Annotated in this window: 27 protein-coding genes, 2 tRNA genes and 1 pseudogene; 19 read left to right on the top strand and 11 right to left on the bottom strand. The window is 65.3% G+C overall.

Annotated elements, in window-relative coordinates:
* Nucleotides 1-37 precede the first annotated feature (37 nt).
* The 6 genes from GUY37_RS09965 to GUY37_RS09940 are packed head-to-tail and all read left to right on the top strand — an operon-like array spanning nt 38 to nt 5,939.
* Nucleotides 38-3,076: a DUF4040 family protein gene (locus GUY37_RS09965; protein ID WP_166825104.1), complete on the top strand. Its 3,039-nt coding sequence runs from the start codon at nt 38-40 to the stop codon at nt 3,074-3,076.
* Nucleotides 3,073-3,405: a sodium:proton antiporter gene (locus GUY37_RS09960; protein WP_135809141.1), complete on the top strand. Its 333-nt coding sequence runs from the start codon at nt 3,073-3,075 to the stop codon at nt 3,403-3,405. Before GUY37_RS09965 ends, GUY37_RS09960 begins: the two co-directional genes overlap by 4 nt.
* Nucleotides 3,402-4,919: a monovalent cation/H+ antiporter subunit D family protein gene (locus tag GUY37_RS09955; protein ID WP_166825102.1), complete on the top strand. Its 1,518-nt coding sequence runs from the start codon at nt 3,402-3,404 to the stop codon at nt 4,917-4,919. The genes GUY37_RS09960 and GUY37_RS09955 overlap by 4 nt, the downstream gene beginning before the upstream one ends.
* A complete protein-coding gene (locus GUY37_RS09950; RefSeq protein ID WP_166825099.1) occupies nt 4,919-5,293 on the top strand; it encodes a Na+/H+ antiporter subunit E in 375 nt (124 codons plus the stop codon). Before GUY37_RS09955 ends, GUY37_RS09950 begins: the two co-directional genes overlap by 1 nt.
* Complete coding sequence (locus GUY37_RS09945) at nt 5,290-5,550, top strand: monovalent cation/H+ antiporter complex subunit F (RefSeq protein WP_152346643.1); 261 nt, start codon at nt 5,290-5,292, stop codon at nt 5,548-5,550. Before GUY37_RS09950 ends, GUY37_RS09945 begins: the two co-directional genes overlap by 4 nt.
* Entirely contained in the window at nt 5,550-5,939 is a 390-nt protein-coding gene (locus GUY37_RS09940) for a cation:proton antiporter (RefSeq protein WP_166825097.1), read from the top strand. Before GUY37_RS09945 ends, GUY37_RS09940 begins: the two co-directional genes overlap by 1 nt.
* Before the next feature lie 105 nt (nt 5,940-6,044).
* On the opposite strand, the gene GUY37_RS09935 is transcribed toward GUY37_RS09940, so the two are convergent.
* Together GUY37_RS09935 and GUY37_RS09930 are read right to left on the bottom strand one after the other, a co-directional pair.
* Entirely contained in the window at nt 6,045-6,767 is a 723-nt protein-coding gene (locus tag GUY37_RS09935; RefSeq protein ID WP_166825095.1) for an alpha-ketoglutarate-dependent dioxygenase AlkB family protein, read from the bottom strand.
* Nucleotides 6,768-6,791: 24 nt separating this feature from the next.
* Entirely contained in the window at nt 6,792-8,003 is a 1,212-nt protein-coding gene (locus GUY37_RS09930) for an NAD(P)/FAD-dependent oxidoreductase (protein WP_166825093.1), read from the bottom strand.
* A 152-nt stretch (nt 8,004-8,155) separates the two neighbouring features.
* Between GUY37_RS09930 and GUY37_RS09925 the strand changes: the two genes are divergently transcribed.
* From GUY37_RS09925 to GUY37_RS09910, 5 genes and pseudogenes are all read left to right on the top strand, one after another.
* Nucleotides 8,156-8,228 (top strand) — tRNA-Ala (locus GUY37_RS09925).
* 117 nt (nt 8,229-8,345) lie between these two features.
* Entirely contained in the window at nt 8,346-8,702 is a 357-nt protein-coding gene (locus GUY37_RS09920; protein WP_166825090.1) for a DoxX family protein, read from the top strand.
* A 60-nt stretch (nt 8,703-8,762) separates the two neighbouring features.
* Nucleotides 8,763-9,119: pseudogene (locus tag GUY37_RS19190) on the top strand (family 1 glycosylhydrolase); the annotation flags it as partial.
* A 199-nt stretch (nt 9,120-9,318) separates the two neighbouring features.
* Nucleotides 9,319-9,654: a family 1 glycosylhydrolase gene (locus tag GUY37_RS19185; RefSeq protein WP_228278468.1), complete on the top strand. Its 336-nt coding sequence runs from the start codon at nt 9,319-9,321 to the stop codon at nt 9,652-9,654.
* 65 nt (nt 9,655-9,719) lie between these two features.
* The gene (locus GUY37_RS09910; protein WP_166825088.1) at nt 9,720-10,940 is read left to right on the top strand and encodes an MFS transporter; all 1,221 of its coding nucleotides are present in this window, start codon (nt 9,720-9,722) and stop codon (nt 10,938-10,940) included.
* Nucleotides 10,941-11,055: 115 nt separating this feature from the next.
* Here the strand turns inward: GUY37_RS09910 and GUY37_RS09905 are convergent, their stop codons facing one another.
* The 4 genes from GUY37_RS09905 to GUY37_RS09890 form a co-directional block, all read right to left on the bottom strand.
* Nucleotides 11,056-11,607 carry a YdeI/OmpD-associated family protein gene (locus GUY37_RS09905; protein WP_166825085.1) on the bottom strand — a complete coding sequence of 184 codons (552 nt, stop codon included), beginning with the start codon at nt 11,605-11,607 and terminating at the stop codon, nt 11,056-11,058.
* 182 nt (nt 11,608-11,789) lie between these two features.
* Complete coding sequence (locus GUY37_RS09900) at nt 11,790-13,286, bottom strand: 3-hydroxyacyl-CoA dehydrogenase NAD-binding domain-containing protein (protein ID WP_166825083.1); 1,497 nt, start codon at nt 13,284-13,286, stop codon at nt 11,790-11,792.
* Nucleotides 13,283-14,194 (bottom strand): BKACE family enzyme, encoded by a 912-nt coding sequence (locus tag GUY37_RS09895; protein WP_166825080.1) that lies wholly within the window; start codon nt 14,192-14,194, stop codon nt 13,283-13,285. The genes GUY37_RS09900 and GUY37_RS09895 overlap by 4 nt, the downstream gene beginning before the upstream one ends.
* Entirely contained in the window at nt 14,191-15,114 is a 924-nt protein-coding gene (locus GUY37_RS09890; protein ID WP_166825077.1) for a TetR family transcriptional regulator C-terminal domain-containing protein, read from the bottom strand. The genes GUY37_RS09895 and GUY37_RS09890 overlap by 4 nt, the downstream gene beginning before the upstream one ends.
* A 161-nt stretch (nt 15,115-15,275) precedes the next feature.
* Here GUY37_RS09890 and GUY37_RS09885 point away from each other — a divergent pair, with 161 nt between their 5' ends.
* Entirely contained in the window at nt 15,276-16,649 is a 1,374-nt protein-coding gene (locus tag GUY37_RS09885) for a pyridoxal phosphate-dependent decarboxylase family protein (protein WP_166825074.1), read from the top strand.
* An 18-nt stretch (nt 16,650-16,667) separates the two neighbouring features.
* Here GUY37_RS09885 and yczE read toward each other — a convergent pair whose 3' ends face one another.
* The gene (gene yczE / locus GUY37_RS09880) at nt 16,668-17,351 is read right to left on the bottom strand and encodes a membrane protein YczE (protein ID WP_323127495.1); all 684 of its coding nucleotides are present in this window, start codon (nt 17,349-17,351) and stop codon (nt 16,668-16,670) included.
* A gap of 115 nt (nt 17,352-17,466) precedes the next feature.
* Between yczE and yczR the strand changes: the two genes are divergently transcribed.
* The 5 genes from yczR to GUY37_RS09855 all read left to right on the top strand — a co-directional run bounded on the left by yczR (nt 17,467) and on the right by GUY37_RS09855 (nt 22,938).
* A complete protein-coding gene (gene yczR / locus GUY37_RS09875) occupies nt 17,467-18,951 on the top strand; it encodes a MocR-like transcription factor YczR (protein ID WP_228278131.1) in 1,485 nt (494 codons plus the stop codon).
* 41 nt (nt 18,952-18,992) lie between these two features.
* Nucleotides 18,993-19,772, top strand: coding sequence for a YggS family pyridoxal phosphate-dependent enzyme (locus GUY37_RS09870; RefSeq protein WP_166825068.1), 780 nt, complete (start codon nt 18,993-18,995; stop codon nt 19,770-19,772).
* 122 nt (nt 19,773-19,894) lie between these two features.
* Nucleotides 19,895-20,812 (top strand): arsenic resistance protein, encoded by a 918-nt coding sequence (locus tag GUY37_RS09865; RefSeq protein ID WP_166825064.1) that lies wholly within the window; start codon nt 19,895-19,897, stop codon nt 20,810-20,812.
* Between the two features lie 32 nt (nt 20,813-20,844).
* On the top strand, nt 20,845-22,302 hold the full coding sequence (locus tag GUY37_RS09860; protein ID WP_166825061.1) for an AlkA N-terminal domain-containing protein: 1,458 nt from the start codon (nt 20,845-20,847) through the stop codon (nt 22,300-22,302).
* 63 nt (nt 22,303-22,365) lie between these two features.
* Nucleotides 22,366-22,938: a methylated-DNA--[protein]-cysteine S-methyltransferase gene (locus tag GUY37_RS09855; RefSeq protein WP_166825058.1), complete on the top strand. Its 573-nt coding sequence runs from the start codon at nt 22,366-22,368 to the stop codon at nt 22,936-22,938.
* 120 nt (nt 22,939-23,058) lie between these two features.
* Here GUY37_RS09855 and GUY37_RS09850 read toward each other — a convergent pair.
* Both GUY37_RS09850 and GUY37_RS09845 read right to left on the bottom strand, forming a co-directional pair.
* Nucleotides 23,059-23,131 (bottom strand) — tRNA-Ala (locus GUY37_RS09850).
* Between the two features lie 155 nt (nt 23,132-23,286).
* Nucleotides 23,287-23,514, bottom strand: a complete 228-nt coding sequence (locus tag GUY37_RS09845; RefSeq protein WP_152346550.1) for a hypothetical protein — start codon at nt 23,512-23,514, stop codon at nt 23,287-23,289.
* Between the two features lie 863 nt (nt 23,515-24,377).
* On the opposite strand from GUY37_RS09845, the gene GUY37_RS09840 reads away from it, so the two are divergent.
* A complete protein-coding gene (locus tag GUY37_RS09840; protein ID WP_166825056.1) occupies nt 24,378-25,283 on the top strand; it encodes a universal stress protein in 906 nt (301 codons plus the stop codon).
* A 1-nt stretch (nt 25,284) separates the two neighbouring features.
* On the top strand, nt 25,285-26,154 hold the full coding sequence (locus GUY37_RS09835; protein ID WP_266096607.1) for an alpha/beta fold hydrolase: 870 nt from the start codon (nt 25,285-25,287) through the stop codon (nt 26,152-26,154).
* A gap of 80 nt (nt 26,155-26,234) precedes the next feature.
* Here the strand turns inward: GUY37_RS09835 and GUY37_RS09830 are convergent, their stop codons facing one another.
* Both GUY37_RS09830 and GUY37_RS09825 read right to left on the bottom strand, forming a co-directional pair.
* On the bottom strand, nt 26,235-26,465 hold the full coding sequence (locus tag GUY37_RS09830; protein ID WP_152346548.1) for a hypothetical protein: 231 nt from the start codon (nt 26,463-26,465) through the stop codon (nt 26,235-26,237).
* Nucleotides 26,466-26,537: 72 nt separating this feature from the next.
* Complete coding sequence (locus tag GUY37_RS09825) at nt 26,538-26,957, bottom strand: phage holin family protein (protein ID WP_152346547.1); 420 nt, start codon at nt 26,955-26,957, stop codon at nt 26,538-26,540.
* Nucleotides 26,958-26,974: the final 17 nt, after the last annotated feature.

The following is a 26,974-nucleotide window of genomic DNA, read 5'->3' as shown; positions in this document are numbered from 1 at the left end:
AATCATCACCTGTGCCCGCGGCCGTTGAGGCCCGCTCATGATCCTAACGCTGATCGCTCTTGCCGCACTCGTCGTTCTCACCCCAGTCCTCACCCGTTTCGCGGGTCGGGAGAGCGGCTGGCCGCTCGCCATCGCCTACCTGGGTGTGGCAGCGCTGTTCACCCCTACCGCCGCCGAGGTGATGGCCGGGCGGAATCCGGAGGTGACCTACCCGTGGATTCCCCGTTTCGGTGTTGACCTGGCCCTGCGGGCAGACGGCATCGGCGTCGTGTTCACCTACATCGCCCTGGTCATCGGGGCGGTCGTGTTCGTCTACTCCACCCGCTACCTCAGCCCTGGACGGAACACGAGCTTCTACTGGCTGATGGTGATCTTCACCTTCTCCATGGTCGCTCTCGTGCTCACCAACGACGTGCTCGTGCTGTTCGTGTGCTGGGAGCTGACGTCCCTGGCGTCGTTCTTCCTCATCGCCCGCTCCGGTTCTCCCGGGCAGGCACCGGCCCTGCGGACGATGTTCTTCACCTTCATCGGCGGCCTCAGCCTGCTCGTGGCCACCGGAGTGATCATCGCGGTGACAGGGACGACGAACCTCGCCGACGCGATCGGCTCCCCGGTGTGGTCCGGCCAGCCGGAGATCACGACACTCGTGGCGCTGCTCGTCGGCATCGCCGCCATGACGAAGTCCGCTCAGTTCCCCTTCCACCCGTGGCTGCCGGACGCGATGGCCGCCGCCACCCCGGTCTCCGCGTATCTGCACGCCGCCGCAGTGGTCAAAGCCGGCATCTTCCTCATGCTGCGGTTCTCACCGACCTTCCACTCCACACCGGCATGGAACGTCCTGCTCCTCACCGCCGGCCTGCTCACCGCCTGCCTCGGCGGCTGGTTCGCGCTCAATCAGCATGACGTGAAGAAGCTCATGGCGTATTCGACGGTGTCCCAGCTGGGGCTCATCACCGCCGTGATCGGCGTCGGCACCGAGGCAGCGATCGCCGCCGCCACTCTCCACGTGATCGCTCACGCACTGTTCAAATCCGGTCTGTTCATGATGGTCGGAGTCGTCGACCACCTCGCCGGCACGCGCGACCTGGCACGGATCCCGAAACTCCTGCGCACCGCACCAGCGGCATTCACGGTGATGATCATCGGCTGCGGGTCCATGGCCGGGATTCCGCCGCTGCTGGGATTCGTCTCCAAGGAATCGCTGTTCACCGCGCTCAGGGAGGCCCCGGGCGGCCCCTGGGCCGGATGGGTGGCTCTGCTCGTCGCCGTCGGCGCCTCCGTGCTCACCTTCGCCTACTGCGCGAAGACCGTCTGGGGCAGCTTCATCGACGGCCGCGAACCCGAACCGCGTCGCATCCACCGCGGTTCCCCTGTCATGCTCATCGCCGCGGCCATGCCGATCCTGGCCTCGATCCCGCTGAGCTTCGTCCTCTTCCTCTTCGACACTCCGCTCGACCGCGTGGTGCGGGCAGCAGTGCCGAAGGCCACCGAACACGTGCACCTGGCGCTGTGGCACGGATTCAACATCGAGCTGCTCGCCTCGGGTCTCATCATCGCCGTCGGCGTGTTCATCATCCTCCGCCGTTCACGCGTCTTCGTCTTGTTCCACAAGGCCACGCTGCCCTTCGACGGCTCCGACGTCATCGACTCGCTGACGACGGGCCTCAAACGCCTGGGACATGGACTCTCCGCCTTCGCCCGCCCGATGAACTCCGGCCCCTACCTCGCACTGTCCCTGGGCGGCCTGAGCCTGATCGCATTCGGTGCGATTCCCGTCGTCTTCGACGATCTGCCTCCGCTGCAGGAGAACCTCAGCCGTCCCGTGGACGTCATCCTGCTCGTCCTCGTCACCGTGGCGGTGCTCGTCCTGTGCACCTCGCATTCGCGTCTGACCACGGTCGTGGCGCTCTCGGCCATCGGCATCCTCGCCACCGTGCAGATCCTGGCTCTCGGAGCCCCCGACGTCACCCTGACCCAGCTGCTCGTCGAAGCGATGACGATCATCGTCATCATGCTCGTGCTCCAGAAGCTGCCCCGTTCGTTCTGGCGGTACCAGAAGCGCAAGCAGACCCCGCGTCTGCTCCTGGCGATCGTCGTCGGTGCGAGCATGGCCGGGCTGACGCTGGCGCTCAACGGTCGTCGGGAACGCTCCGACCTCGGCCAGTACTACCTCGACAACGCCCCGGAGATCAGCGGCGGGAAGAACATCGTCAACACCATCCTCGTCGAGTTCCGTGCCCTCGATACCCTCGGAGAGCTCACGGTCCTCGGCATGGCCGGAATCGCGATCGTCGCGGTGATGTCGACGGTCAAGGACAAGTTCATCGACCCTCCGGCCGAGAACATCCCGGAACCGCCGCGTCCGCCATGGGTGTCGATCCGCCCCAAGGGGACCACCGCCTACCGTGCCGTCCACGAGGCGTGGCCGAACGTCATCCCGCTGCAGCTGACGCTCAAGGTCCTCGGCCCGCTGCTGGCGCTTAGCTCCCTGCTGATCTTCTGGCGCGGACACAACTCTCCCGGGGGCGGATTCATCGCCGCTCTCGTCGGGTCCGCCGTCATCGGACTGGCCTACCTGTCCACACCGAAGGATCGGGCGATCGGCCCGCCGCGGGCGCCTCTGTACCTCATCGGGTCCGGAGTCGCCACGGCGGTGGTCACAGGCATCATCGGACTCCTGTTCGCCGGTTCGTTCCTCAAACCCATGCACACCGAATTCGCCGGTCAGCACTGGACGACCTCGATGCTCTTCGACCTCGGCGTCTATCTGGCGGTGCTCGGCCTCATGCTGCTCTCGTTCAACCTTCTCGGGGTCTCCGATTCTGCGGCGACGCCGGCAGGTGACGATGTGCTCACCAACGGCATCATCCGCCGCGACGTCGAGCGCACCCGCGAACGTGCCGATGAGCTGCTCTACGGAGAGCTGAGCGGCCCGATGGAAGCCATCCGCGGCGAACGCCCGGAACGCAGCCGCCGCCTCAGTGCGCAAGCGGCCGAGGAGGCGAAGGTGCGGGCGAACTCGACGCACATCCTCTACGGGGATCCACCGGCCGACGGAGACGAGGGGGAAGCATGATCCTGGCACTGACGATCGGCGTCCTCACCGCCGGCGGGGTCTACCTCATGATGCAGCGGTCCATGGTGCGGGGAGTCTTCGGACTCACCCTCATCTCCCATGCCGCGAACTTCATCCTCCTCTCGGCCGGAGTCGGCGCGTGGAGAGGCGAACCACTGGCCGGACGCGGAGACCTCGCCGAGGCAGCCGACCCGCTGCCCCAGGCCTTCGTCCTCACCGCCATCGTCATCACCTTGGCGGTGACGATCTTCATGCTCGCCCTGGCCGTGCTCGGCCATGACGACGACCAGAAACGACATCCCGAGACAGGAGAGGAGCGCGACTCATGAACTCGGCCCTGCTCCTCCTGCTCATCGGCGTCCCGCTGCTGGCTTCCGCATCAAGCGTGCTCATCACCTCACGCACCTTCGACCGGCTGCTGCTGTTGGCGGTTCCCGTATTCGTCGGCGGCAGCGGCGTCGGCCTCCTCGGCGTCCACGGCACGACCCCGGTGATCGCCCATTCGGTCGGCGACTATGTTCCGGGTCTGGCGATCGTGTTCGTCTCGGACACGTTCACCGCGCTCATGCTCGTGCTCACCTCGCTCGTGGCGTTGGTCAGCGGCCTGTTCCTCATCTCCACCGGCGAGGACCAGTACCGGTTCGTTCCGGCGCTCATCCTGATGATGCTCACCGGTGTCTACGGTGCCGTGCTGACCGGTGATCTGTTCAACTTCTTCGTCTTCGTCGAAGTGATGATGCTGCCCGCCTATGCGCTCATCGCCGTCACCGGCACCTGGCGCAGGCTCGGCGTCGGACGCCTCTACGTGATGGTCAATCTGCTGACCTCGACGATGCTGCTCATCGGCGTCGGATTCGTCTACGGCGCCACCGGCACCGTCAACCTCGCCGTCCTCGCCGATCAGGGCCGTCCGACCGGTCAGGCAGCTATCGCTCTGGGCGTGGTGCTGCTCTCGCTGTTCATCAAGGCCGGCGGCGCTCCCTTCCACGGTTGGCTCGTGCGCAGCTATCCGAACACCTCGGCGGGTATGATGTCGCTGTTCTCGGGTCTGCATTCGAAGGTCGGGCTCTACGCGATCTACCGCATCTACACCACCGTCTACGGTGAACCCGCTCCGTGGGCGACCGTCCTGCTCCTCGTCGCGGTGGCGAGCATCCTCATCGGTGCGATCTCCGGATTCGGGCAGGTGCGAGTGCGCAATGTCCTCGGATTCCAGATGACCGCCGGAGTCGGGCATATCCTCATCGGCGTCACCCTGCTGACCTCGGCCGCACTCGGCGCCGGCGCCTTCTATATGATCCACCACATGATCACGATGTCCGGTCTGCTGCTGATCATGGGCGCCGTCGAGCAGACCTACGGCACCGGTTCCTTCCGCAGACTCTCCGGCCTGGCCTCACGCGAACGGTGGGCGACCGTCCTCATGGTCCTCGGACTCTTCTCCCTCGTCGGCCTGCCTCCGACCTCCGGGCTGTGGGGCAAGGTGGGGCTCATCAGAGCTTCCACGGACACCGGAGGCGGCTTCGGATGGGTTCTCGTGGCAGCCATCGTCGCAGGCGCCCTGATCAGCCTGCTGGCCCTCCAGCGCACCTGGCGCAACACCTTCTGGGGACCGCCGATGCAGACCTATCGGCCGGACTCCGCGGAGACCGGTCGTGCCCCGGCCGAGCCGATCATGCGCAGCGTGCGCATCCCCGCCCGTCTGCTGGTGCCCGCCACGATCATGATCGGTCTCTCCGTCGCGCTCTTCTGCTGGCCGGAGCCTCTGCTCGACCTCACGCACAGGGCAGCCGAGGGGCTGCTCGACCACAGCGACTACATCCAGGCGGTGATGACACCTTGATGCGTCTCATCCACGGCATCTCCTACGTCGGATTCATCCTGTGGGCGGTCATCACGGGTTCGGCGACGATCGTCTCCCGGCTCTTCCGCGCCGACTACGCGCAGCCGAAGATAGTCGAACTGCCGATGCGCTGCGCGACCGACCTCGAAGTCACCCTCTTCGCATCCTCGATCACCATCACCCCCGGCACCCTGGTCGCTGCGATCGCCGCCGGCACGTCGACGACCCCGCCGGTGATCTTCGTCCACGCTCTGTTCGAGGAGTCGGAGGAATCCGCCCTCGACGGGCTCATCGACATGGAGTCCCGTCTGCTCACCATGACCCGCGGACGAGCACCCGGACCACACGCCGATTCGCAGGGAGGCCGCCCATGATCGTCATCGCAAGCATCTGCGCGTTCATCCTCGCCGCAGCCATCATCATCGGCCTCGTCCGCGTGCTCACCGCCCGCGACCAGGGTTCACGCGCCGTGGTCTCCGACCTCATCTACTTCTCGGCCATCGCGATCGTCACGATGCTCGGAATCGCCGTATCCTCATCGATCGTCCTCGACGTGATCTTCCTGTCCTCCATGGTGGGGATCCTCGCCACGATCGCGCTGTCCCGCATCCTCACGAGGGGGCACCGCTGATGAACGACGCACTCGCCACGACACTCGTCGGAATCTTCGGAATCACCGGATCCCTGCTGCTGCTGGGCTCCGCCCTGGCGATGTTCCGCGTCCGCGACGCACTGTCCAGGATCAACGTGTTCTCCCCGGCCACCGGGCTGGGCATGCCGTTCATCGTCATCGCGGCCTTCATCTTCGACCTGTATTCGTCCGGGTTCTCCTGGGTCTCACTGATCATGGCCGTCATCGCCGTCCTGTGCCTGATCATCGTGTCCTCGGTCGCGAGCAACACCCTGGCCAGGTCGACAGTGCTGTCCGGGCAGCCGGTGTTCCGCAAGACCTCCCCGAATCGGTTGGCAGCACCGCCGGAGGGCGTCGTCGACGTCGATCCCGACGCGGACGGATCCTGACCCGGGCCGTCCTCTGGGTGCGCAGGTCGACCACCACAGACAGTTCCTGCCGTCAGTCCTTGCCGCAGTGCGGTGTCGGCAGTCACTTCCGTGTGGTCGCTCAGATCAGTCCCGACCGGTTGTGCGCATGGTGATGTTGATCCTGCCCCCGCCGAGGTGGTCGAGTCGACCGTGATCAGGTGCCGTTCCGGGTCGGATCGACCTGACCCCGTGATAGGCGAAGCGCGCGGGTCCGCCGAAGACGAATGCATCGCCCGAGGCCAGACGGAGGTCCTCGAAGGGACGGTTGCGAGTCTCAGTGTTCCCGAACCGGAAGAGACACGTATCGCCCAATGACAGGGAGACGACGGGTGCGGGATCGAATTCGTCCTTGTCCTGGTGCATTCCCATCTTCGCGTGCTCATCGTAATAGTTCACCAGCGCCACATCCGGGTGGTAGCCGGCAGGGTCGAAACCCCATGTGGCGGCGGTGCCCGAGGCGAAATCCGGTGAGTCTTCCACGACCGTGACGGCGGCCTGCAGCACCTGACGACCCAGACGGGTCATCCAATCGGGGAAGGGCAGCACCACCTTGTCGTTGACGTCGACGGCACGGCGGTCGTAGCGACCGGGCTGCCAATGCCAGCCGAGACCGATCGTCGTCACACTCATCGGATGGCCCGCGATCGTCGTGGCATGCGGCGGAACCGGCCCGGACTGCCAATCGGCGTAGCGGGCGATGATCCACTGCTGGGCCTCCGCGGACAGGTGACTCGGCACCCAGACCGCACCGGGCGCGATGATTCTCGGACGGCGATCGAAGGCCTCGTCGGCGAAGAGCGAATCCATGCCTACCAGGATGCCAGAGCCGACTCAGAGCTCTCCGACAGGCACCTGTTCGTCGGTGAGACGATCGGCGGAGACCTCTTTGCCGATGAGGGCACGGAGCTCGTCGCCATAGTCCCAGACATTGACGTTCATGGCCGCGGCGACCTTGCCGTCGCGGCGCCAGAACACGATGAATTCGCCGCTGGACTTCTCGCCGCGGATGACGACCTCGTCCTCGGGCCCGCCACGACCGACGTATTCCATGCCGAGGTCGAACTGGTCGGTGTAGAAGTACGGCTGCCAGTCGTAGGACCTGGTTCCCTCGGTGATCGTCGAGGCGGCGACCTCGGCCTGGCGCACCGCGTTGTCCCAATGTTCGACGCGCAGACGCTCGTCGCGGAGGACGTTGTGCGCGTTCGCGATGTCGCCGATGGCCAGGATGCTGCCGTCCGAGGTGCGCATGTGCTCGTCGACGACCACGCCGTTGTCAGTGGACAGCCCCGCCGAGGAGGCCAGATCGACGGCGGGATCGGCACCGATTCCGACGACGACGAGATCGGCAGGAACGCTGCCCGCGCTGGTCTCGACAGATTCGACCGCGTCGGCCCCGGTGAAGGATGCCGTCTCTGCCTGGTTGAGGAACTCCACGCCGTTCGTCCGATGCAGCTCCTCGAAGTATTCGCCGAGCTCATCACCGAGCACGGAGGCCAGCGGTGGAGCGTCTGTGTGGAGGATGACTGTGACATCGCAGCCGTGGGACTTCGCCGCAGCAGCCACCTCGAGGCCGATCCAGCCGCCGCCGATGACGGCGACCTTCTTGCCGTCACCGAACTGCGACCGGATCGCCACGGCGTCACCGGCGTGGCGGAGAGTGTGGATGTTGCCCAGCTGAGCACCTGGCACATCGAGTGTGCGGGGAGTCGAACCGGTGGCGAGGATCGCCTGGCCGTAGTTCAGCTGCCGCCCGTCGTCGAGCGTCACCGACCGTGCCGCCGGGTCGATGGCTGTGACCGCGGTGCCGAAGAGCACAGTGACATCGTGTGCCGCGTACCAGTCTTCACCGCGCAGGGCGGACTCGGTGGGATCGGATTGCTCGAGCATGACCTTCTTCGACAGGTCGGGCCGGTAGTACGGCGCGGCGGGGTCGGCTCCCACGAGTGCGACCGAACCGGCATAGCCGACGTCGCGCAGCGCTTCGACGACAGTGCCTCCGCCGATGCCGGCACCGATGACAACGGTTCCGAATTCCTCTGCCATGACACATCCTTTCGTTGAGCGGATCTGCTCCCGACTGTACCTGTCGCCGTCACCCCTCACCAGGGACTCGCAGTGCAGGTGGAGACGGTGCAAGGAGGACCAGCGGCGGTTTTGATCCCGGCGCCGATCAAGGCGTAAGCTGGTGCCGGCAAGGGGCTTTAGCTCAGTTGGTAGAGCGTTTCGTTCGCAATGAAAAGGTCAGGGGTTCGATTCCCCTAAGCTCCACACATCTCCCCGTCACCTCGGGCGATGCCGAGTGCGGCGATGAGGTCCTCAGGCAATCGGAACCAGACTCGCCGGCAGGGGATGAGCCGAGGCGAGGACAGTCAGGACGGACTCGCAATGAAGACGAAGACGGCGATCATGACCGGCCTCCTGGGTCTCGCCGGCGTTGCCCACTTCTCCCGGCCCGTCCTCTTCGACTCCATCGTCCCGCCTCGGTTGGGCAGCCCGCGGTTCTGGACCTACGCCAGCGGCATCGCTGAATTCGGTTGCGCGGGACTGTTGGCCAACAGGGGCACACGTCGCCTCGGCGGCGCCGCAACCGCCGCGCTCATGGTCGGCGTCTTCCCTGCCAACATCTACACAGTGGTCAAGTACTGGGACGATCCGAGGGGCCGGGCCATCGCCATGGCGAGGTTGCCGGTGCAGATCCCCCTCGTGTGGGCCTCGGCCGCGATTGCCGTTGACACCGACTGACGTATCATCCCCCCTGGTGGGAACCTTGCGGCGGTTCACTTTCCGTGACATATTCTCACTATGGATGGGGCGGAGCCGTTCAAGGCCGAGACTGCGCGGAGTCTCCACTTCTCCGCGGCGACGTCCGCCTTCCAGATCGAGGGCGGACGCAGCATCTGGGACGACTTCGTCGACACCCCGCGCAACGTGATCGACGGCAGCACAGCCGAACCCGGACCCGACAGCTACCACCGCGTCGACGGTCTCCTCGCCGCAGGCGTCACCCCTGAGCCGACGCTCTATCACTGGGATCTGCCGGTCGCCCTCGAAGCCGTCGGCGGTTGGCTCAATCGCGACACCGCGCACCGCTTCGGTGACTACGCAGAGGTGGTGGCCGACCGCCTCGGCGATCGTGTCCGGCACTGGTACACGATCAATGAACCGGCTTCGACCTCACTGCAGGGCTACGCGTTGGGGGAGCTGGCTCCGGGCCGGAGTCTGCTCTTCGAAGCGCTGCCCACGGTCCGATCCTCTGCAGGGCCCGTGCCGTTCGAGATGGTGCCCACGCCCGGAGCACCCGTCACAGGATTCGGCCCCATGTGGCCGATCCGACCGGACACGATGCGCGACTTCCTCATTGACATGGCCCGACGCTATGGGGTCCGCAGTGCCGCCGATCGTCATCACCGAGAACGGGGCCTCGTTCCCCGAACCGGAGACCACGACAACCGAGATCGACGATTCCGACCGCATCGACTACCTCAACGATCACCTCGGCGCGGTGTTCGACGCGAAGTCGGCCGGCGTGCGCATCGACGGCTATACCGTGTGGTCGCTGCTGGACAACTTCGAATGGGCAGACGGGTGGAGCCAGCGCTTCGGCCTCGTCCACGTCGACATGCACACGGGGTCGCGGACTCCGAAGGTCTCCTACCGCTGGTACCGGGATCTCATCGCCGCGGCCCGGTCATGAGCGCGTTCGGCCCTCCACCTCACCGAGGCGGCTCCGCTTCTCGCTCACGAGTCTCACCTGGGTGGATGGTGTGGTTCACGCTCGCCTGGTTGGCGATCTGGACGGTGCAGCTGACACCGATCCAACTCCTCCTGCCCCTTCAGCTCGACACCCAGAGCGGGCACTGGATCGACGGCGTCGTCTGGTCCGGGCTCGTGCTCTCGACCGGAGGCCTGGCCGGAATCATCGCAGCGCCTCTGGCCGGACGGTTCTCCGACCGCACCCGGTCCCGTTACGGCAGGAGGCGTCCCTGGGCGATCGGGGGATCGGTGCTCGCCGCGCTCGGGCTCGTGCTCACCGGCAGTGCTGAGGGACCGCTGCTGGTCGGCGCTGCCTGGGTGGTCACCTCGGTCGGCGTGTCTGTGGCATCGGCGGCACTGACCGCGCTCATCGCCGACCAGCTCGATGACCAGCGTGGTGCTGCTTCGGCAGCGGCCAGCTCCGCTCAAGCGGTCGGAGTCGTCGTCGGTGTCGCCGCCATCGTGCTGCTGGGCCTGAGCACGGGTGCGTCCTACACTGTGCTGGCCGGCTTCATCCTCGTCGTCGGCACGGTCACTGCGATCCTGCTGCCAGATCCGCCGCTGCCGCACGCAGCCGTGCTCGACTTCCACGCCCGTCGGGAGCTCATCCGGCCACGGATGTCCTCGCTCGTCGACCCGAGCTTCACTCGGCTGCTCATCAGCCGATTCATCGTCAACGTCGGCAACGCCTTCGGCACTTCGCTGCTGCTGTTCTTCCTGCTCTATGGAATCATGATCCCCGCCGTCGAGGCCGAGAACAGTCTGCTCATCCTCATCGTCATCTACACGGTCTTCGTCGTGGCCGCCTCGATCCTCGTCGGTCTGGTCACGGACAGACGCGGCAATCGGCGACTCTGGACGGTCGTGTCTGCGCTCGTCCAAGCGTGTTCCGGGGTCATCATCCTCATCAGCCCGAACTTCACCACCACTGCTGTGGCCGCCGGAGTCATGGGTGCCGGGTACGGGGCGTATATGGCGGTCAGTCTTGCTCTGGCCACCGATCTGCTGCTCGACCCTGATGATCACGCCCGCGATCTCAGCCTCGTCAACAGCTCAGCGAACCTCGGACAGCTGGTCGGTCCGCTCCTGGGCGCCGGGCTCGTTGCGCTGGTCGGCGGGTTCTGGCTGCTCTTCGCGGCAGCCGCAGTCGTCTCTGTGCTCGGTGCCGGACTCACGCTCACGGTGCACCCTGCACGTGCGGTGTTGCGCGCCCCGCAACCGGAATGACGGATTCCGGCTCACCGGCGAGGGCTGGGCTTCGGTCGGGCTGAGCTCCGGTCGGGCTGAGCTCCGGTCAGGCTGAGCTCCGGTCAGGCTGAGCTCCGGTCAGGCTGAGCTGCGGTCAGGTCAGTCCGAGGAGCTTGCCGCTCTTCGACAGTTCGGGATCCGTGCATGAAGACAGGTCGAAGCAGCAGGGACGTCGTTTGCCTGATTCGAGCTTCGAGATCGCCACTTCCACTCGGCGCGCACGGGTATCGGCATTCTTCGTCGACTTGATCCAGCGCACCCATTCCCACCGGGCCATCGGCGTCAGGCCGGTCCACACCTCGTCGAGATCGTCGGCAGCATCGAGAGCCGTGCGGAGATCCGAGGGGACCGTCACCTCCGGCCAGTTCTTCGTCGGGGTCAGGTCGACTTCGACCGTGGCATCTTCTCTTGCACCGAGGCTTTCCCACTGGTCCTCATCGAGGCTGATCCAATGACCGCGTCGACCATCGGGTTCGATGACGGTGCTGAACTCGGCACCGTCGAGGGTGCCGGTGATCGCGACCTGTCCGCGGGAGGGCAGCCGATCGCTGGCCTCCTGCGGCAGGCGCAGAATGGGGCGGTCGCCCAGCACCTCGGTGACAGCGGTGAAGGTGATGTCTGTGGCCGTGGCTTCGTGCGTGGACATAGCGTCTCCTCGAAGGATCGGTGCCGGGCGGTGTGCCCGGCGAGTTCGGTTGCAGCGCTGACTATCAGGGTAGCGCCCCGCAATCGTCTCTGACTTCTCGATTCCTGATGAGTCGCCGAACGTCCGGCGGCCGCGGACCGGCGGATGCGTCTCCGACCGGCCCGCAGCAGAGGGCGGGTCGGTCAGCCGATCGAACGACCGACCCAGTCCGGGCGGCTTGTCTCGATCTGCGTGATCTGCTCGGTCACAGCTGCGGGGAAGGCCACGACACGGTCCTCGGCCTGGTCGACGTGGAGAGCAATGATCTCCTCGGTCGACACGAGCCGGTCGCCGACGTACATCTCATAGGCCAGGTGCAGCTTCTTCTCACCGGCGCTCACGAGATGCGGGACGACGGTGAGACGGTCGCCGAGGGCCGCCTCGTCGAGGTAGCGGATATGGGATTCGACGGTGTACAGGGACGCCTTCGTCGACTCCCGGTAAGCGGCATCGAGGCCGAGCTGATCCATCACCTGATCGGTCGCGAATCCGAAGACGAGGACGTAGAACGCCTCGGACATGTGCCCGTTGTAATCGATCCATTCGGGCACGACCTCGCTGGTGCAGGCGTCGAGAAGCGAGGAGGACTCGACCGCAGCCGCAGGCGCATCCGGGTCGTCGGACCATTCCGGAGCACCGTCGTCCGTCGCCCGGTCAGCACTGTCGGATGCAGCAGCGGTGGCGGCCAACTGCCCGTTGAGCCGACGCAGGGCGATGATTCCGGCATCACGATGGGCCACGAGGTCGGCGATGGAGCGTTCACCGGCTTCTATGTCACAGCCGGCCACGACATCATCGCGCAGCTGCCGGCTGAGTTCCGGGGCGGTCAGCCGGGTCCACGGAGACTTCAGCGAGGGCCCGAAATGGTCGAGCATATGCGCCATTCCACCCTCGCCGCCGGCGAGGTGGAACGTCAGCATCGGACCTTGGAACGGCCAGCGCAGACCGGGGCCGTCGGTGATCGAGCGGTCGATCTGCTCGACGGTGGCCTCACCCTGCTCGACCATGTGCAGGGCCTCCCGCCACTGCGCCTCCTGCAGACGGTTGGCGATGAAACCGGGGACCTCACGGTCCATCCGGATCACGGACTTGCCGATATGGGTGAAGAAGTCCGCGGCCCAGTCGACGGCGGCAGCCGAGGTGGACTGACCCCCGACGACCTCGACCAGGGGGATGAGGTAGGGCGGGTTGAACGGATGGCCGACGACGAGACGTTCGGGGTGGGTCGCCTCGGTGGCCATCTCCGTCATGCTGTAGCCCGAGGTCGATGAGCTGATGACGATATTCGGCGGACACGCCCCGTCGATCTGCGCGAGGAGGCCGCGCTTGAGGGCGAGATCTTCGGGAGCGGACTCCTGGACGAATCCGCTGCCGGTGACCGCCTCGGCGAGGTCGGTGTGAAGGGACCAGGCGGTGCGGTCGGCTCCGTCGACCATATCGAGTTCAGCCAGTGCCGGCCACGCCGCATCGAGGAGGCGGGCGAACTTGTCGCCGGCGTCCGGGGCCGGATCCCAGATCTTCACCCGGTACCCCTGGGCGAGGAAGTATGCGGCCCAGCCGCCGCCGATCGTTCCGGCGCCGACGCAGGTGATGGTGTCGATGGCATCGAAGTCGGGGTAGGCGGGAGTGGAAGCGTTCACAGATCGCCTCCGGTGATGGTCGGGGTCTGCACCCGCAGGTCGAGGATCTCACGCGCCTCATCCGGGGTGGCCACGGACGAGCCGAGATTGGTGATGATGTCGACGGCGCGTGCGGTCAGATCGGCGTTCGTGGCCTTGACCCCCTTCGACAGGTAGAGGTTGTCCTCGAGTCCGACGCGTGCGTGACCGCCGGCGAGCACGGATTGGGCGACCCACGGCAGCTGGTTGGCGCCGATGGCGAAGGACGTGAACTGAGCGCCCTTGGGCAGCAGATTCACCATCGCAGCCAGCAGGCCGGGATCGGCCGGAGCGCCATAGGGGATGCCCATGCACAGCTGGTACAGCGGTGGTGCGTCGATGAGGCCCTCTTCGACGAGGACGTTGGCGAACCACAGATTGCCGGTGTCGAAGATCTCCATTTCGGGACGTACACCCAGAGTCTGGATCCGTTTCGATCCTTCGCGGAGCATGTCCGGTGTCGAGACGTAGAGGTTCGATCCCTCACCGAAGTTGAGGCTGCCGCAGTCGATCGTGCAGATCTCGGGCAGCAGCTCCTCGACGTGGGGGAGGCGGTCGAGGGCGTTGATGAGATCGGTGCCGGGCATCGTGGTCAGCGGGTCCTGTGGGTCGATGACGAGGTCGCCGCCCATGCCGGCTGTGAGGTTGATGACCGGGTCGACGTCCGCAGTGCGGATGCGGCGGACGACCTCCCGATAGTAGGCGACGTCCCGTGAACCCTGTCGGGTCTCGAGGTCACGCACGTGGATGTGGACGACGGAGGCACCGGCGCGGGCCGCCGCGATCGCGTCGTCGGCGATCTCTGCGGGGGTGACGGGCACGTGTTCGCTCTTTCCGGTGGTGTCCCCGGCTCCCGTGACGGCACAGGTGAGGATGACTCTGCGGTTCATGATGACTCCTTGGATCGATCGGTGGACTTGTCTGTTCGGGTTGTGGGTTCAGTGGTGGTCGATACGGCCGCTGCTGCGGACGGGTGCGTGACGGCGCGGTCGAGATAGGAGCGCAGTCGGAGTGCGAACGTGTCGGTGTCCATCACTCCCGTGAGCACTTTGATGCCGAGTCCGTCGAGCAGAGAGGTGAGCTCATCGGCCATCGCACGCGGATCACCGGTGCGGAAACAGCCCGTCCGCTGACCATCCTCGATCGTGGCCTGGACGGTGCGGGACCAGCGTTCGTAGCTGAGCGGATAGTTCGACAATGCCGAGTCCTCCAGGGCCAGTCGCGCCCAGGTCTGCAGCCAGATCGACCATTCGCCGCGTTCCGTGCGCCCCAACGGCGACTGCAGCTCGAGCAGGCGTTCGAGCCTCTGCGCGGGATCGGCGATGTCGTCGAGCCACGCGATCTGCCTGTCGAAGGCGAGCTTGACCGAATAGTCGAGAGCGGCATCGAAGAGCTCGGACTTGTTCGCGAAGTAGTAGTGGATGCTCGGCGCGGAGACACCGGAGGCCGCCGCGATATCGGCGATGCGCACCGCGTCGAAGCCGTGCCGACCGAAGAGCGTCCAAGCAGCCTCGGCGATGCTGCGCTTCGGTGTCGCTTCCTCGTCGCTGCCGGCGACGGTCGCAGAGTTCGGCGGAAGCGCGGACACCTGCGACTCGTCCCCGAGCAGCCACCGCACCGTCACTCCCGTAGCCGTGGCCAGACCGAGGAGCTCATCGGCGGTGAACCGGCGGCGACCGGAGAGGGCTTTGGACAGCTTCGTCTCATCGATGCCGATCGCTTCGGCGACGCGCCGCTGGGAGAGTCCAGACCCGGAGATGGCTTCCTTGGCCCGGATCGATGTCGACCCGGGAGGGTGGTGGTCGCTCATACGGCGAATGTACCCGAGCGCAGACGATGATCGCAAGTAGATATGACTGAGGATCAGAACTTGCGATAGGTCGCGGTTTTCCTCACAGGAGGCGCCGATGCCGATAGTCTCGTTATCGGTGGGTGATCCCCATCGCCATCGTCAGCTTCCGAGGAGCCCCCATGACCGACACCCTTCATTCCCGCATGCACGTCGTCTCCGATGAGACTCGAAACCTCGTGAATCTCGTGCTCGAATACTCTCGTCGTCGCACCTTGGCCGAGGACACCCCGCTCGACCATCCGACGTCCGAAGCCGAGCTGCGCAGACTGGCCGGACCCACCGTCACCGAGGAAGGGCTGGGATCAGCGCGGGCGCTGGCGATCTTCGAACACATCTTCGCCCCCGCCTGCATCTCCACCGATCATCCGAAGTACCTGTCCTTCATCCCCAGTGCCCCGACGAAGGCCGCTGTCGCCTTCGACCTCGTCGTCTTCGCCAGCGCGCTCTACGGCGGCTCCTGGCTCGAAGGCGCCGGAGTCGTCCATGCCGAGAACGAAGTCCTGCGTTGGCTGGCTGGAGAATTCGGGCTGCCGGCGGGCTCCGGGGGAGTGTTCGTCCAAGGAGGCACGATCGGCAACCTCTCCGCCCTCGTCGCCGCCCGAAACGCACAGAAGGAGAAGCTCGGCGAGACTCGACCGGGACGGTGGGTGATCGTGTGCAGCGCCGAAGCCCACTCATCGGTCGCCTCGGCGGCTGAGGTCATGGACGTCGACATCGCGCCCGTGGCCACAGGGGAGGACGGAATCCTGCGCCCTGACGGGGTACGGGAGGCACTGAACGACCACGGGGATGCCGTGATCGCGGTGGTGGCCACCTCGGGAACGACGAACTTCGGCACCATCGACGACATCGCCGGCATCGCAGCGCTCAAGGACGAACGCGACTTCTGGCTCCACATCGACGGCGCTTACGGCCTGGCCGCGATGCTCTCACCGCAGGCACGACACAAGTTCACCGGAGTCGACCGGGCCGATTCGCTCATCGTCGACCCCCACAAATGGCTCTTCGCTCCCTTCGACGCCTGCGCACTGATCTACCGCGATCCGAATCTGGGACGCCGAGCGCACACGCAGAAGGCCGAATATCTCGATACGCTCACCGACGCGCAGGACTGGAGCCCCTCGGACTTCGCCATCCAGCTGACCAGACGCCCTCGCGGCCTGCCGCTGTGGTATTCGCTGGCCAGCTACGGAGCCGAAACGTACCGGGAGGCGATCGGCCATTCGATCGATCTGGCTCGCCGGATCGCCACCGAGATCAGGCGACGGCAGCATCTGCGGCTCGTGCGCGAACCCGAACTCTCGGTCGTCGTGTTCGAACGCGATGGGTGGGAACGGTCGGACTATGACGCGTGGTCGGATCGGCTGTTGGAGGATCAGCGTGCGTTCGTTGTGCCCAGTTCGCACGCGGGGCGGCCGAATGCACGGTTCGCGATCGTCAATCCGCTCACCACGTTCGAGGATCTCGTCGACATCCTCGACACCATGGATTGACGGTCGGCGACCTGCAGCTCAGTCGTCGGCGGGTTCGTCGGTCGTCGACGGCTTCGAGCGTGGGCGGAGCTCGACGGTGAACGTGGGAAGGAGCGCCTGGGTGATCGGGCCGATCCCCAGCGCGTAGAGAACGGTGCCGACGCCGACGACTCCGCCCAGCGGCCACCCGATCCCGACGACGGTGACTTCGATGAGGGTGCGCACGAGCCGGATCGACCATCCGGTGACGCGGGCGATCCCGGTCATCAGCCCGTCGCGGGGACCGGGACCGAATTGGGAGCCGATGTACATCGCCGAGGCGAGCCCGTTGAGGACGATGCCGCCGACCATGAGCACGATCTGCCAGCCGAGGTGTTCGGGCGCGGGCAGGAACAGGCGGGTGAGATCGAGAAACGGCCCGATGAGCAGGGCGTTGAGGACCGTGCCGATGCCCGGCTGCTGCCGCAAGGGGATCCAGATGAGCAGCACGACGAACGAGAGCACAGTGACGACGGTGCCGAAGGTCACCGGCACATGTCGCAGGACGCCGGCATTGAGCACATCCCAGGGCATCATGCCCAGACCGGCGTTGACCATCATCGCCATCGAAGCACCGAACAGGTAGAGGCCGACGATGAGCTGAGGGATGCGTCGCCACAGCCGTCCTCCGCGCAGCTGTGCGATGGGACCGACGTTGGCCAGCTGACGTTTCGGTGCTCTCATCGTTGTCATCCGGTGGCTTTCTCTGGTGCGGTCAAGGTGGCATCTCCATCATGGCCGAAATTGGTCTTGTAAGAAATAGCCACTTGCGGGAAAGTGGTCTCATGAGGTTCGAACCGTGAGCGCGCCGGTCGTGGGCGCGAAGCGCGTAGCGGGCATCATCGGCGATGGTCCGTGGAAGTCGCCGGCCTTCGAAACGCTGGCCGCGGCAGTGGCTGCAGCGATCACCGACGGGCGCATCCCGGTCGGGGCGAGGATGCCGAGCGAACGCGAACTCGCCGTCGCCACCGGGCTGTCGCGGACGACGACGGGGCGCGCCTACGCACTGCTGCGAGACCAGGAGTACATCCTCACTCGTCGCGGTTCCGGCAGTGTCGTACAGCTGCCCAGCGTCCCCGGGGGTCGCATCGATCATCTGCTCTCTCCCGCGGGCGCGGATGAGACGGAGATCGACCTCACCTGCACCGCGCCGGTTGCCGCCCCGGACATCCTCGGCGCCTATGAGCGGGCACTGTCGAAGCTCGGCGCCTATCTCCCAGGGACCGGATACTATCCTTCGGGTCTTCCGGTCCTGCGTGAGCTCATCGCCGACCGCTACTCACGCAGGGGCGCGCCGACGGACCCCGCCCAGATCCTCATCACCTCGGGCTCCCTCGGAGGAACGGCCATCGCTGTCCGGGCTCTTCTCGACGTCGAACCGCATGAGGCGAACGGCCGGGCAGGATCGTCGAAGCGCGTCCTCATCGAAAGCCCCACTTACCCGAACGCGATCGCCACCTTGGAGGGCGCCGGAGCCGCTTTGGTCAGCTATCCGCTCGAATTCGGGGCTGAGGGCCATCACTGGGACATCGACGCGATGGAGCAGCTGATCCGTCAGACGCACCCACGCAGCGCCTACCTCATCCCCGACTACCACAATCCGACCGGTTCCCTGCTTCCCGAATCGCAGCGACCGGACCTGGCGCGGGTCCTGCGGGGCCACGGCGTCGTGCCCGTCATCGACGAATCCCTCGTCGAGCTCGGACTGGACGAAGCGACACCGCTCACTCCGATGGCGGCTCTCATCCCCGATTCGGTGACGGTGGGCAGCGTGAGCAAGATCTTCTGGGGCGGCGTGCGGATCGGTTGGATGCGCATTCCCCGGCGCCGTGTCGATCACGTCGCCGCCTCACGCCTCGGCCTCGATCTCGGCGCCCCGGTGCTCGAACAGCTGGTGGCCGCGGAGCTGATGGGCGACCACGACACCATCGTCGCCGATTGCCGGACCCGTCTCAGAGCGGCCCGCGACCTCCTGGCTGCCCAGATCAGGGACTGGCTGCCCGAGTGGAAGCTCATTGTCCCCTCGGGCGGTATGGCGCTGTGGGCCGAACTGCCGGAGTCGCGCTCCGGGGTGCTCTCGATCGCCGCCAGGAAGCACGGTCTCCGCCTCGTCGCCGGGCCGAACTTCGCACCGGCCGGCGGACTCGATCGGTGGATCCGGCTGCCCTATACGGTGCCGGAGACCGAATTGGCGCAGGTGGGGCCGCGATTGGCCGCGGCCTGGGACGACGCGAAGTCGATGACCAGACGAGGACCGACCGGCAGGGCCCGCATCGTGGCGTGAGCACCGCATGCACTGGCACAGAACCTGAGTACGATGAAAATATGGGAGACGACAACGGACTCAGTCATGACGACCAGTACTCGACGGCGACGACGGTCGAGGAATTCCGAGCCAATATCGCAGAGGTGGAGCGCCGGATCGCCGCTGCCGGCGAGCGTGCCGGCCGGGACCGATCCGACATCGAACTGCTGCCCGTGAGCAAGACCGTGCAGCAAGAGCGCATCCGCCTCGCCGTCGCTGCCGGCTGTGCGAAGCTGGGGGAGAACAAGGTTCAGGAAGCCCACCGGAAATCCGAAGAGATGGCCGACCTCGACATCTACTGGGCGGTGATCGGGCACCTCCAGTCGAACAAGGCCAAAGACGTGGCGAAGTTCGCGAGCGAATTCCAGGCCCTCGACAGGCTCAAGGTCGCCAGAGCCCTCGACCGCCGGCTCCAAGCGGAAGGGCGCAGCCTCGACGTGTACGTCCAGGTCAACACCTCCGCCGAGGACTCCAAATTCGGCATGCCCCCGGAAGAGCTCCCCGGATTCCTCCGCGATGTTCGAGCATTCGAGTCCCTCAAAGTGCAGGGACTGATGACCCTCGCGGTCTTCTCCCCGGACATCGACCGTGTCCGTCCCTGCTTCCAGCTGCTGCGCAGCCTGCGTGACCGAGTTCGGGAGACCGATCCTGACCTCCTCGGACCGGCTCGGCTGTCGATGGGCATGTCCGGTGACTTCGAAGTCGCCATCGAGGAGGGAGCGAACTGCGTCCGTGTCGGCCAAGCCATATTCGGCAGACGGTCATTGCCGGATTCCCACTACTGGCCAGAATCCGACTGATCGGCCGATCGGCTGTGCCTCCTTCCCGCCCGGCGTCCGGACGTGACAAACCGTCGGCTCAGACGAGTTCGGACGCCGTTCGCAGCCCCTCTACGCAGACGCTCTGGTGGTTCGGCGGTGCCGTGCTCGGTGTCATCCTCGGTGCCGGAGTCTCCGGATTCGCCGCTCTGGCCGAAGCCGCCCTGACGCCGTGCCTCATTGCTCTGCTCTTCCTCACGTTCCTCGACATCCCTTTCGAAACGGGATTGCGTGCCGTTCGCGATCTGCCTCTTCTTGCCGTGACGGCGGCCTTGAACTTCCTCATCGTCCCGCTGGTTGTCGCTGGTCTCATCACGGTCTTCGACATCGCTGATCCTCTGCTGCCAGCTGTGCTCATCGTGCTTCTGTGTCCCTGCATCGACTACGTCATCGCATTCACACGCGCTGCCGGAGGCACCGCTGATCGGCTGCTGATGCTCACTCCCATGCTCATGATCGCTCAGTTGCTGTTGCTGCCCGTGATGCTGTGGGCGGTCACCGGAGGGCAGCTGAGCATCGATCTGCCTGTTCGCCCGCTTGTCGGCGCACTGCTGCTGTTCATCATCATCCCTCTTACGGCCGCAGGCGTCGTTCGTCGACTTGCCCGCCATACGCAACGATTGGGGCGGCCCCTCGCCGCGAGCGCACGTCTGATGGATCCGATCATGACGCTGACGCTGCTCGTCATCACTGCCTCGGTCAGCCCGATGATCGCCGGTTCCGCCGGACAGTTGGGGACCGTGGCCGTCGTCTTCATCCTCTTCGCCGTCGTGATGACCATGGTCGGGTGGGGCGTCACCCGGACTCTGCACGTCGGTCCGCAGCGATCGCGTGCTGTGATCCTCTCCGCCGTCACGCGCAATTCCCTGGTCATGCTTCCGATCGTTCGTGCGATCACCGGGGAGGGAATCGGCCCTGCAGGGGTCGTGACGCAGACCCTCATCGAGCTTCTTGTTCTGATCGTCCTCGTGCGCGTCCTCCCTCCGCTGGTGCCAGCCACTGCCGTGACCGAAAACCGCTAGTAATCGTTCTCGTCGGGGCGGACAATGGAACCATGTTCACCTCCGACCAGTGCTATCAGGCAGTTACTTCCCGCGACCGACGCTTTGATGGCATGTTCTTCACCGCGGTGCGTACCACCGGGATATTCTGCCGTCCGTCGTGTCCGGCGAGGACTCCGCGGCGGGAGAACGTGGACTTCTTCGTGACCGCCGCGGCCGCGGCAGACGCCGGTTTCCGGTCCTGTCGACGATGCCGCCCAGATGCCAGTCCGAATTCGCCGCAGTGGGACACGCGCGGAGACGTCGTGGCCCGAGCCATGCGTCTTATCCGCGATGGCGCCGTCGACCGAGGGGGAGTCGAAACCCTAGCCGCCGAACTCGGGTACAGCACTCGCCAACTCGGGCGCCTCATCCATGCCGAGCTCGGTGCCGGACCTCTGGCGCTGGCCCGCACCGAACGGGTGCGCACTGCCAGGACACTCATCGAGGCCACCGCGATGCCGATGAGCGACATCGCCTTCGCCGCCGGCTTCTCCAGTATCCGACAGTTCAACGACACCTTCCGCACGATGTATTCGATCAGCCCACGACAGCTACGCAGTGCCGGTGCCGAACATACGGTGGCCGACGAAGTCGTGCTCCGGTTGGCGTATCGCCCGCCGTTCGACTTCGCGCATCTGCTCGGATATCTCGAGGCAAGAGCCGTTGCCGGAATCGAAAACGTGTCGGATGGCACCTACACCCGGTCGATGCGGCTGGCTCACGGTTCCGCCGTGATCACGGTGCGGCAAGGGCCAGGGGATTTCGTTGACTGCCGCATCCGCCTGGCCGACACCCGCGACCTCGGCAGCGCCGTCGCACGGGTCCGGCGCCTTCTCGACCTCGATGCCGACCCCGAGGCGATCGCCGAGACCCTTCGATCGGCAGGCCTGCGCCGCCTCGTCGACGAACATCCGGGACTCCGTTCGCCGGGCCACAGCGACCCTGTCGAACTGGCTTTGCGGACAGTCCTCGGACAGCAGATCTCCTTGGCCGCCGCCCGCACTCATCTGGAACGTCTTGTCTCAGGTGCAGGAGAATCACTGCCGAAGGAGCTGAGCTTCTGCGGAGTCGACAGGGTCTTTCCCACCGCGGATGCGGTTGCCGCGATACCCGCATCGGACTGGGCTCTGCCGGCAAGTCGGATCAGGACGATTCACGCACTGTCGCAGGCGTTGGCCGACGGCAGTGTGGACCTCGGCACCGGCAGCGACCGCGAGGACGCGAGTCGGAACCTGCTGGCACTGCCCGGAATCGGTCCGTGGAGCAATGGGTATATCCGGATGCGCGCCCTCGGCGATCCCGACGTCTTCATGGACTCCGACCTCGGTGTGAAGAAGGCCATCGCCGAACTCGATGAGAACGCAGCGGCCCCTGCCGATTGGAAGAAGGTCACAATGAAATGCAGTCCCTGGCGCTCCTACCTCACTCACCTGCTGTGGGCACATCACGCGCGCATCCCAGCAGCCTGACACTCCAACTGAGACGAACGAATGATTCGACCCATGACTCACCGACACGAAGGACACGCAGACATGACCACGCCGACAACGGCCCAACCCGACACCGCGCAGAAGCCCACCGCCGCCATCGACCTGCCGACCGCCTCGGCGCCGGTATATACGACGATCTTCGACACGGAGCTGGGACCGATCCTGCTCACCTCCGACGGAGTCAATCTCACTGGTCTCTATCTGGAGGTCTCCGAAGCGATCGATGCTCGACTCGACAGAACGTTCGGCGTCGAACCGACTCCGGAAGACGACCTGGAGATCTTCCGCCGCACCGAGGAACAGCTGGGGGAGTACTTCGCAGGCAAGCGCACACGGTTCGATCTGCCGTTGGCGGCAGAGGGAACGTCATTCCAACGCTCGGTGTGGCAGGCGCTGACGCAGATCCCCTACGGCAGCACGGCAGGTTATGGAGAGCTGGCCGAAATGCTGGGACGTCCCGGTGCAGCGCGGGCGGTCGGGGCCGCCAACGGGAAGAACCCCATCAGCATCATCGTTCCCTGCCACCGCGTCATCGGCGCGGACGGATCTATGACCGGCTACGCATGGGGAGAGGAGAAGAAGCGCCACCTGCTCACCCTGGAATCCCCCCACTAATTGCTACCTGACGGCGCCCAGCAACTTCGCGCGAGGTTGCTGGGCCCCCGTCGGGTAGCAGGGGGAGGGAGGGGATGACGAAGGGCCGGGATCCGAACTCGGATCCCGGCCCTTCAGCGGTGGAGGTAAGGGGATTCGAACCCCTGACCTTCTCCATGCCATGGAGACGCGCTACCAACTGCGCCATACCCCCGCTTGCCTGATCAATATTACCCACGAGCGGGTGAGAGACCAAATCGGCGGAGAGTGACGCTTGCCACAGGATGCACCCGTTCTTGAAGCACGGTGTTCCTGTGCTCAGATCCGGTGGCCCCGCGGTCCGAGTTCCGTGGACTCGGGCCGCGGAACTCAGATGTATGGCCTGACCTGGCTGAGGTAGCGCACGATGTCCCGTTCGCGCAGTTCACGGAACCGCTGCTCACGAGCGTGTTCGCGCAGGCGGGCCTGTTGACGACGGGCCGCCTTCTGACGACGGGTTTCGGTGGTTGCAACTGGACGCCGAGCCCAACGGATGAGCTTCATTCCGGTACTCAGGGCCCAGCGGCGTGGATAGGTGAATGGGAATGTGGTCGACACAATTCTTCCTCGTGATTTTCAGGCAGGGGATATCCGCAAATGGGTAGGAGATATCCCGGAATGGCGATCAGATAAACAGGTTCCGAAAATGCTGCGACAATGACGCAGAATTACCCGATTAAGGGTGCCTGCGGCACAGACAGAGAAGCGCCATAGGAGCAAGGCGCCGTTGAAATGGCAGATTCTTTGAAATCGCAGCGAAATCCGAAAAGGCAATGAACCCGGATTGGTCAGCAGCCAGGCGGAAGCCAGAAACGCGGCGTGAGCAACCGCTATGACAGCAGATCAGAGTCCGAACTCACCGACGCCGGCGTGACGTGTCTGGATCAGGAGCAGCTTCGGGCGGTGGTACAGCACTGTAGGCGAGCCGAAATGATCTGGACACGGGCCAGGCGTGAAAGATGCCGGAACTCGGGCGACCGGTGGCTTTGAGGACAACGGTGGCCGGAAGCCAACCGGTGGAAAAGACGTAATAGACGGCTGTGTCAGCCGACGAGTCCTTGTCCGCCAATCGGGCAGGCAGCATCTTCATGCCAAGGCGTTCGAAGGTCGGGGCCTGCAAGAGAATTCATCATCGTAACTGCTCTCCTTTCATGGTCGTGGATCTCGTAGGGACGGCGTCAACGTCCTCTATTGTCAATGTGCAATCAGGGTGATGTCTGCGAATCCGTAATTGCACTGTCGAATTTAGCACAGCATTCAATGCCTGTGGGAGTTTTGTTCATTATATTCTCAAATAGTTTTGGTTCGACTGCTCGGGGCGAGGAGCGAACCCCGAAATCGGCAGTTCGAAGCACCGTTTGCACCGACGTAGAATCGGGGGAGACGTGCATCAGTCGGACGCGGAGTTTCAGGAGTTGAGAATGTCAGAGACCGTCACCACCAGGCGCCTGGTCGTCGGATACATCGCCACGGATCGGGGCCGGGATGCGATCTCGCTCGCCATTTCGATCGCTCGGTCCATCGACGTCGAGCTCGTGGTCACCATCGTCCGTCCCGAATCGTCGACGATCCTCGCCGGCAGCGCCGTGCCGAAGGACGGCGCCGGAATCGTCGCCCAGCAGATCGACGACTGGCTCAACGAGGCCCTGGCTCTCATTCCCGACGACGTCCGAGCTAGGGGCACCATCCACATCGCCTCGAACGAGTCCAAGGGTCTCACGGAGGTCGCTGAGGAGGAAGGTGCGCTGGGCATCGTCATCGGTGCACGGGCCACGACCCTCATGCGGCAGCTGCGCATCGGCACGGTGGCCTCGTCGCTGCTGCATTCGTCGACTGTGCCCGTCGTCCTCGCCCCGTCGGGCAGGTCGGACATCGGACCGATCTCGCGCGTGACCGCACTCTACGGTGCTCGCCCGGGCGCGTCGGCACTCATCGGGGCTGCCGTCGAATCGGCCTTCGGCCTCGGCGTCGACGTCAGGCTGCTCTCGCTGATCGAGAATGACGGACTCTATGACGACGAGGTCGCCGAGATCACCGAATTCGCCGAGCAATACGGTGGAGCTGTGCTGGCCGACCAGGCTTCGGAGATGCTTGCCTCGGGCCGTGCGACCGTGAGATCGAAGGCCGGCGCCGATATCGAAGAAGCCGCGGAGACCATCGAGTGGCAGCCCGGGGACCTCGCCTTCATCGGCTCGAGCCGTCTGGGCCGCGGAGGCAAGGTGGCCATCGGTGCGCGTGCCCGTCGACTTCTGCGTGTCCTGCCCGTACCCGTCGTGGTCGTTCCCCGCCGCGCGGTCAGCCGACTGAATACCTCCGAAACCGACTGAGGTGCGGTCACGGCAATCACAGCCGATCACGACTCGGCTGGGCTCGCACAGCACGGCCGCGTGGGTCTATCCGGGGGACCGGCAGCAGCGTCCCCTGCTGATGGTGCATGGTTTCCGAGGAGACCACCACGGAATGGACCTCATCGCCGGCGCCATCACCGACCGCGAGGTGATCGTGCCCGATCTGCCGGGTTTCGGGCTCACTGTGCCTCTGGACTCGGGGTCGTCACTCTCTGCGTTCGTCGACTACCTCGTCGCTCTGCGGACCGAGATCGCTCGGCAGAGAGGTATGCCTCCGATCCTCGTGGGACACTCGTTCGGGTCGATCCTGGTCAGCCACCTCGCGGCTCGGCATCGGGAGACGGTCGACGAACTCGTGCTCATCAACCCGATCACCAGCCCGGCACTGGAAGGTCCTGCACGGTTCCTCACCCGGGCGACCCGCGCCTATTACGCCCTCGGTGCGCGGCTGCCCGAGCGCGCCGGTCGCTCTCTGCTCAGCAATGCTGCGATCGTCCGGGCCATGAGCGTGGCCATGGCCACGACCCGCGACCCCGGCTTGCGCCGGTACATCCATGACCAGCACGGTCAGCACTTCTCGTCGTTCGCCGACCGAGCGTCCCTGGCGGAGGCCTTCGCGACATCCGTCGCTCACACCGTCACCGAGGTGGCCGACCACCTGACGATGCCCACGCTCGTCATCGCCGGGGACAAGGATGCGATCGCCCCCATCGGACCCACCCGAGCATTCGTCGCGGAGCTCTCCGATGTCGAATTCGTGGAATTGCACGGGGTGGGCCACCTCGTGCACTACGAACGATCGGAGGAAGCCGCCTCGGCGATCACGGAATTCTGTCACCGACGACTCTGACGTCGAAGCGCGAACTGTTCACGGACGACGAAGGGCCGCTGCGCAACAGCGCAGCGGCCCTTCGTGAACCGACCGGACGATCAGCCGCGAGAGTCGCGGATCCAGCGGTAGACGATCGGCACGAGGAAGGCGAAGCTCGACGCGAGCAGACCGCCCCAGAACACCCAGAACTCAGTTCCCTCAGGGGAAGAGAACGCGGCTCCGAAGAGATAGAGCCCGAACAGGAAGAGAGCGAAGGCGAAGACGAAGACGATGACATCGGCAAACGATGCGGAATTGCGGGTTCTCTTCGGGGCGGCGATATCGGACATGGTCTCCTCCGGCGATGTTTCTGGTGGTCAGCTGACTCTCAGCCACAGTCTACATCGTGTAGAGGACTTTGCTCATCTCCGGTCGTGCTCGGCGCTTCGCTCCGGGACGAGCCACCCGAGCAGGGCGGAGACGATCGAGACGATGATCGCCGCGAGGATGGCGGAGAAGAAGAACGAATCGATGGTGAACTCGAAGGGTGTGAACCCGCTCAGCCAACTCGTCAGTGCCAGCATGATCGCGTTGATGACGATGGAGAACAGGCCCAGGGTCAGACATGTGATCGGGGCGGAGACGAAGCTGAGAATCGGTTTGATGAAGGCATTCGCCAACCCGAAGATGAGGCCGATGACGAGGTAGGAGATGATCATGGCCGGAATCGGTCCGGCCTGGTCTTCGACGACCCGGTTCCCTGTGATCGCCACACCCGGCAGAATCCAGGCGGCCACCCAGATCGCACATGCGTTGACGATGACGCGAGACAAGAAGTTCATAGCCGTCATCCTCGCAG

Origin of the sequence: Brevibacterium limosum, from assembly GCF_011617705.1 — a bacterium.
In the GTDB taxonomy this organism is placed as follows: domain Bacteria; phylum Actinomycetota; class Actinomycetes; order Actinomycetales; family Brevibacteriaceae; genus Brevibacterium; species Brevibacterium limosum.
This window is presented reverse-complemented; position numbering and strand designations above follow the sequence as displayed.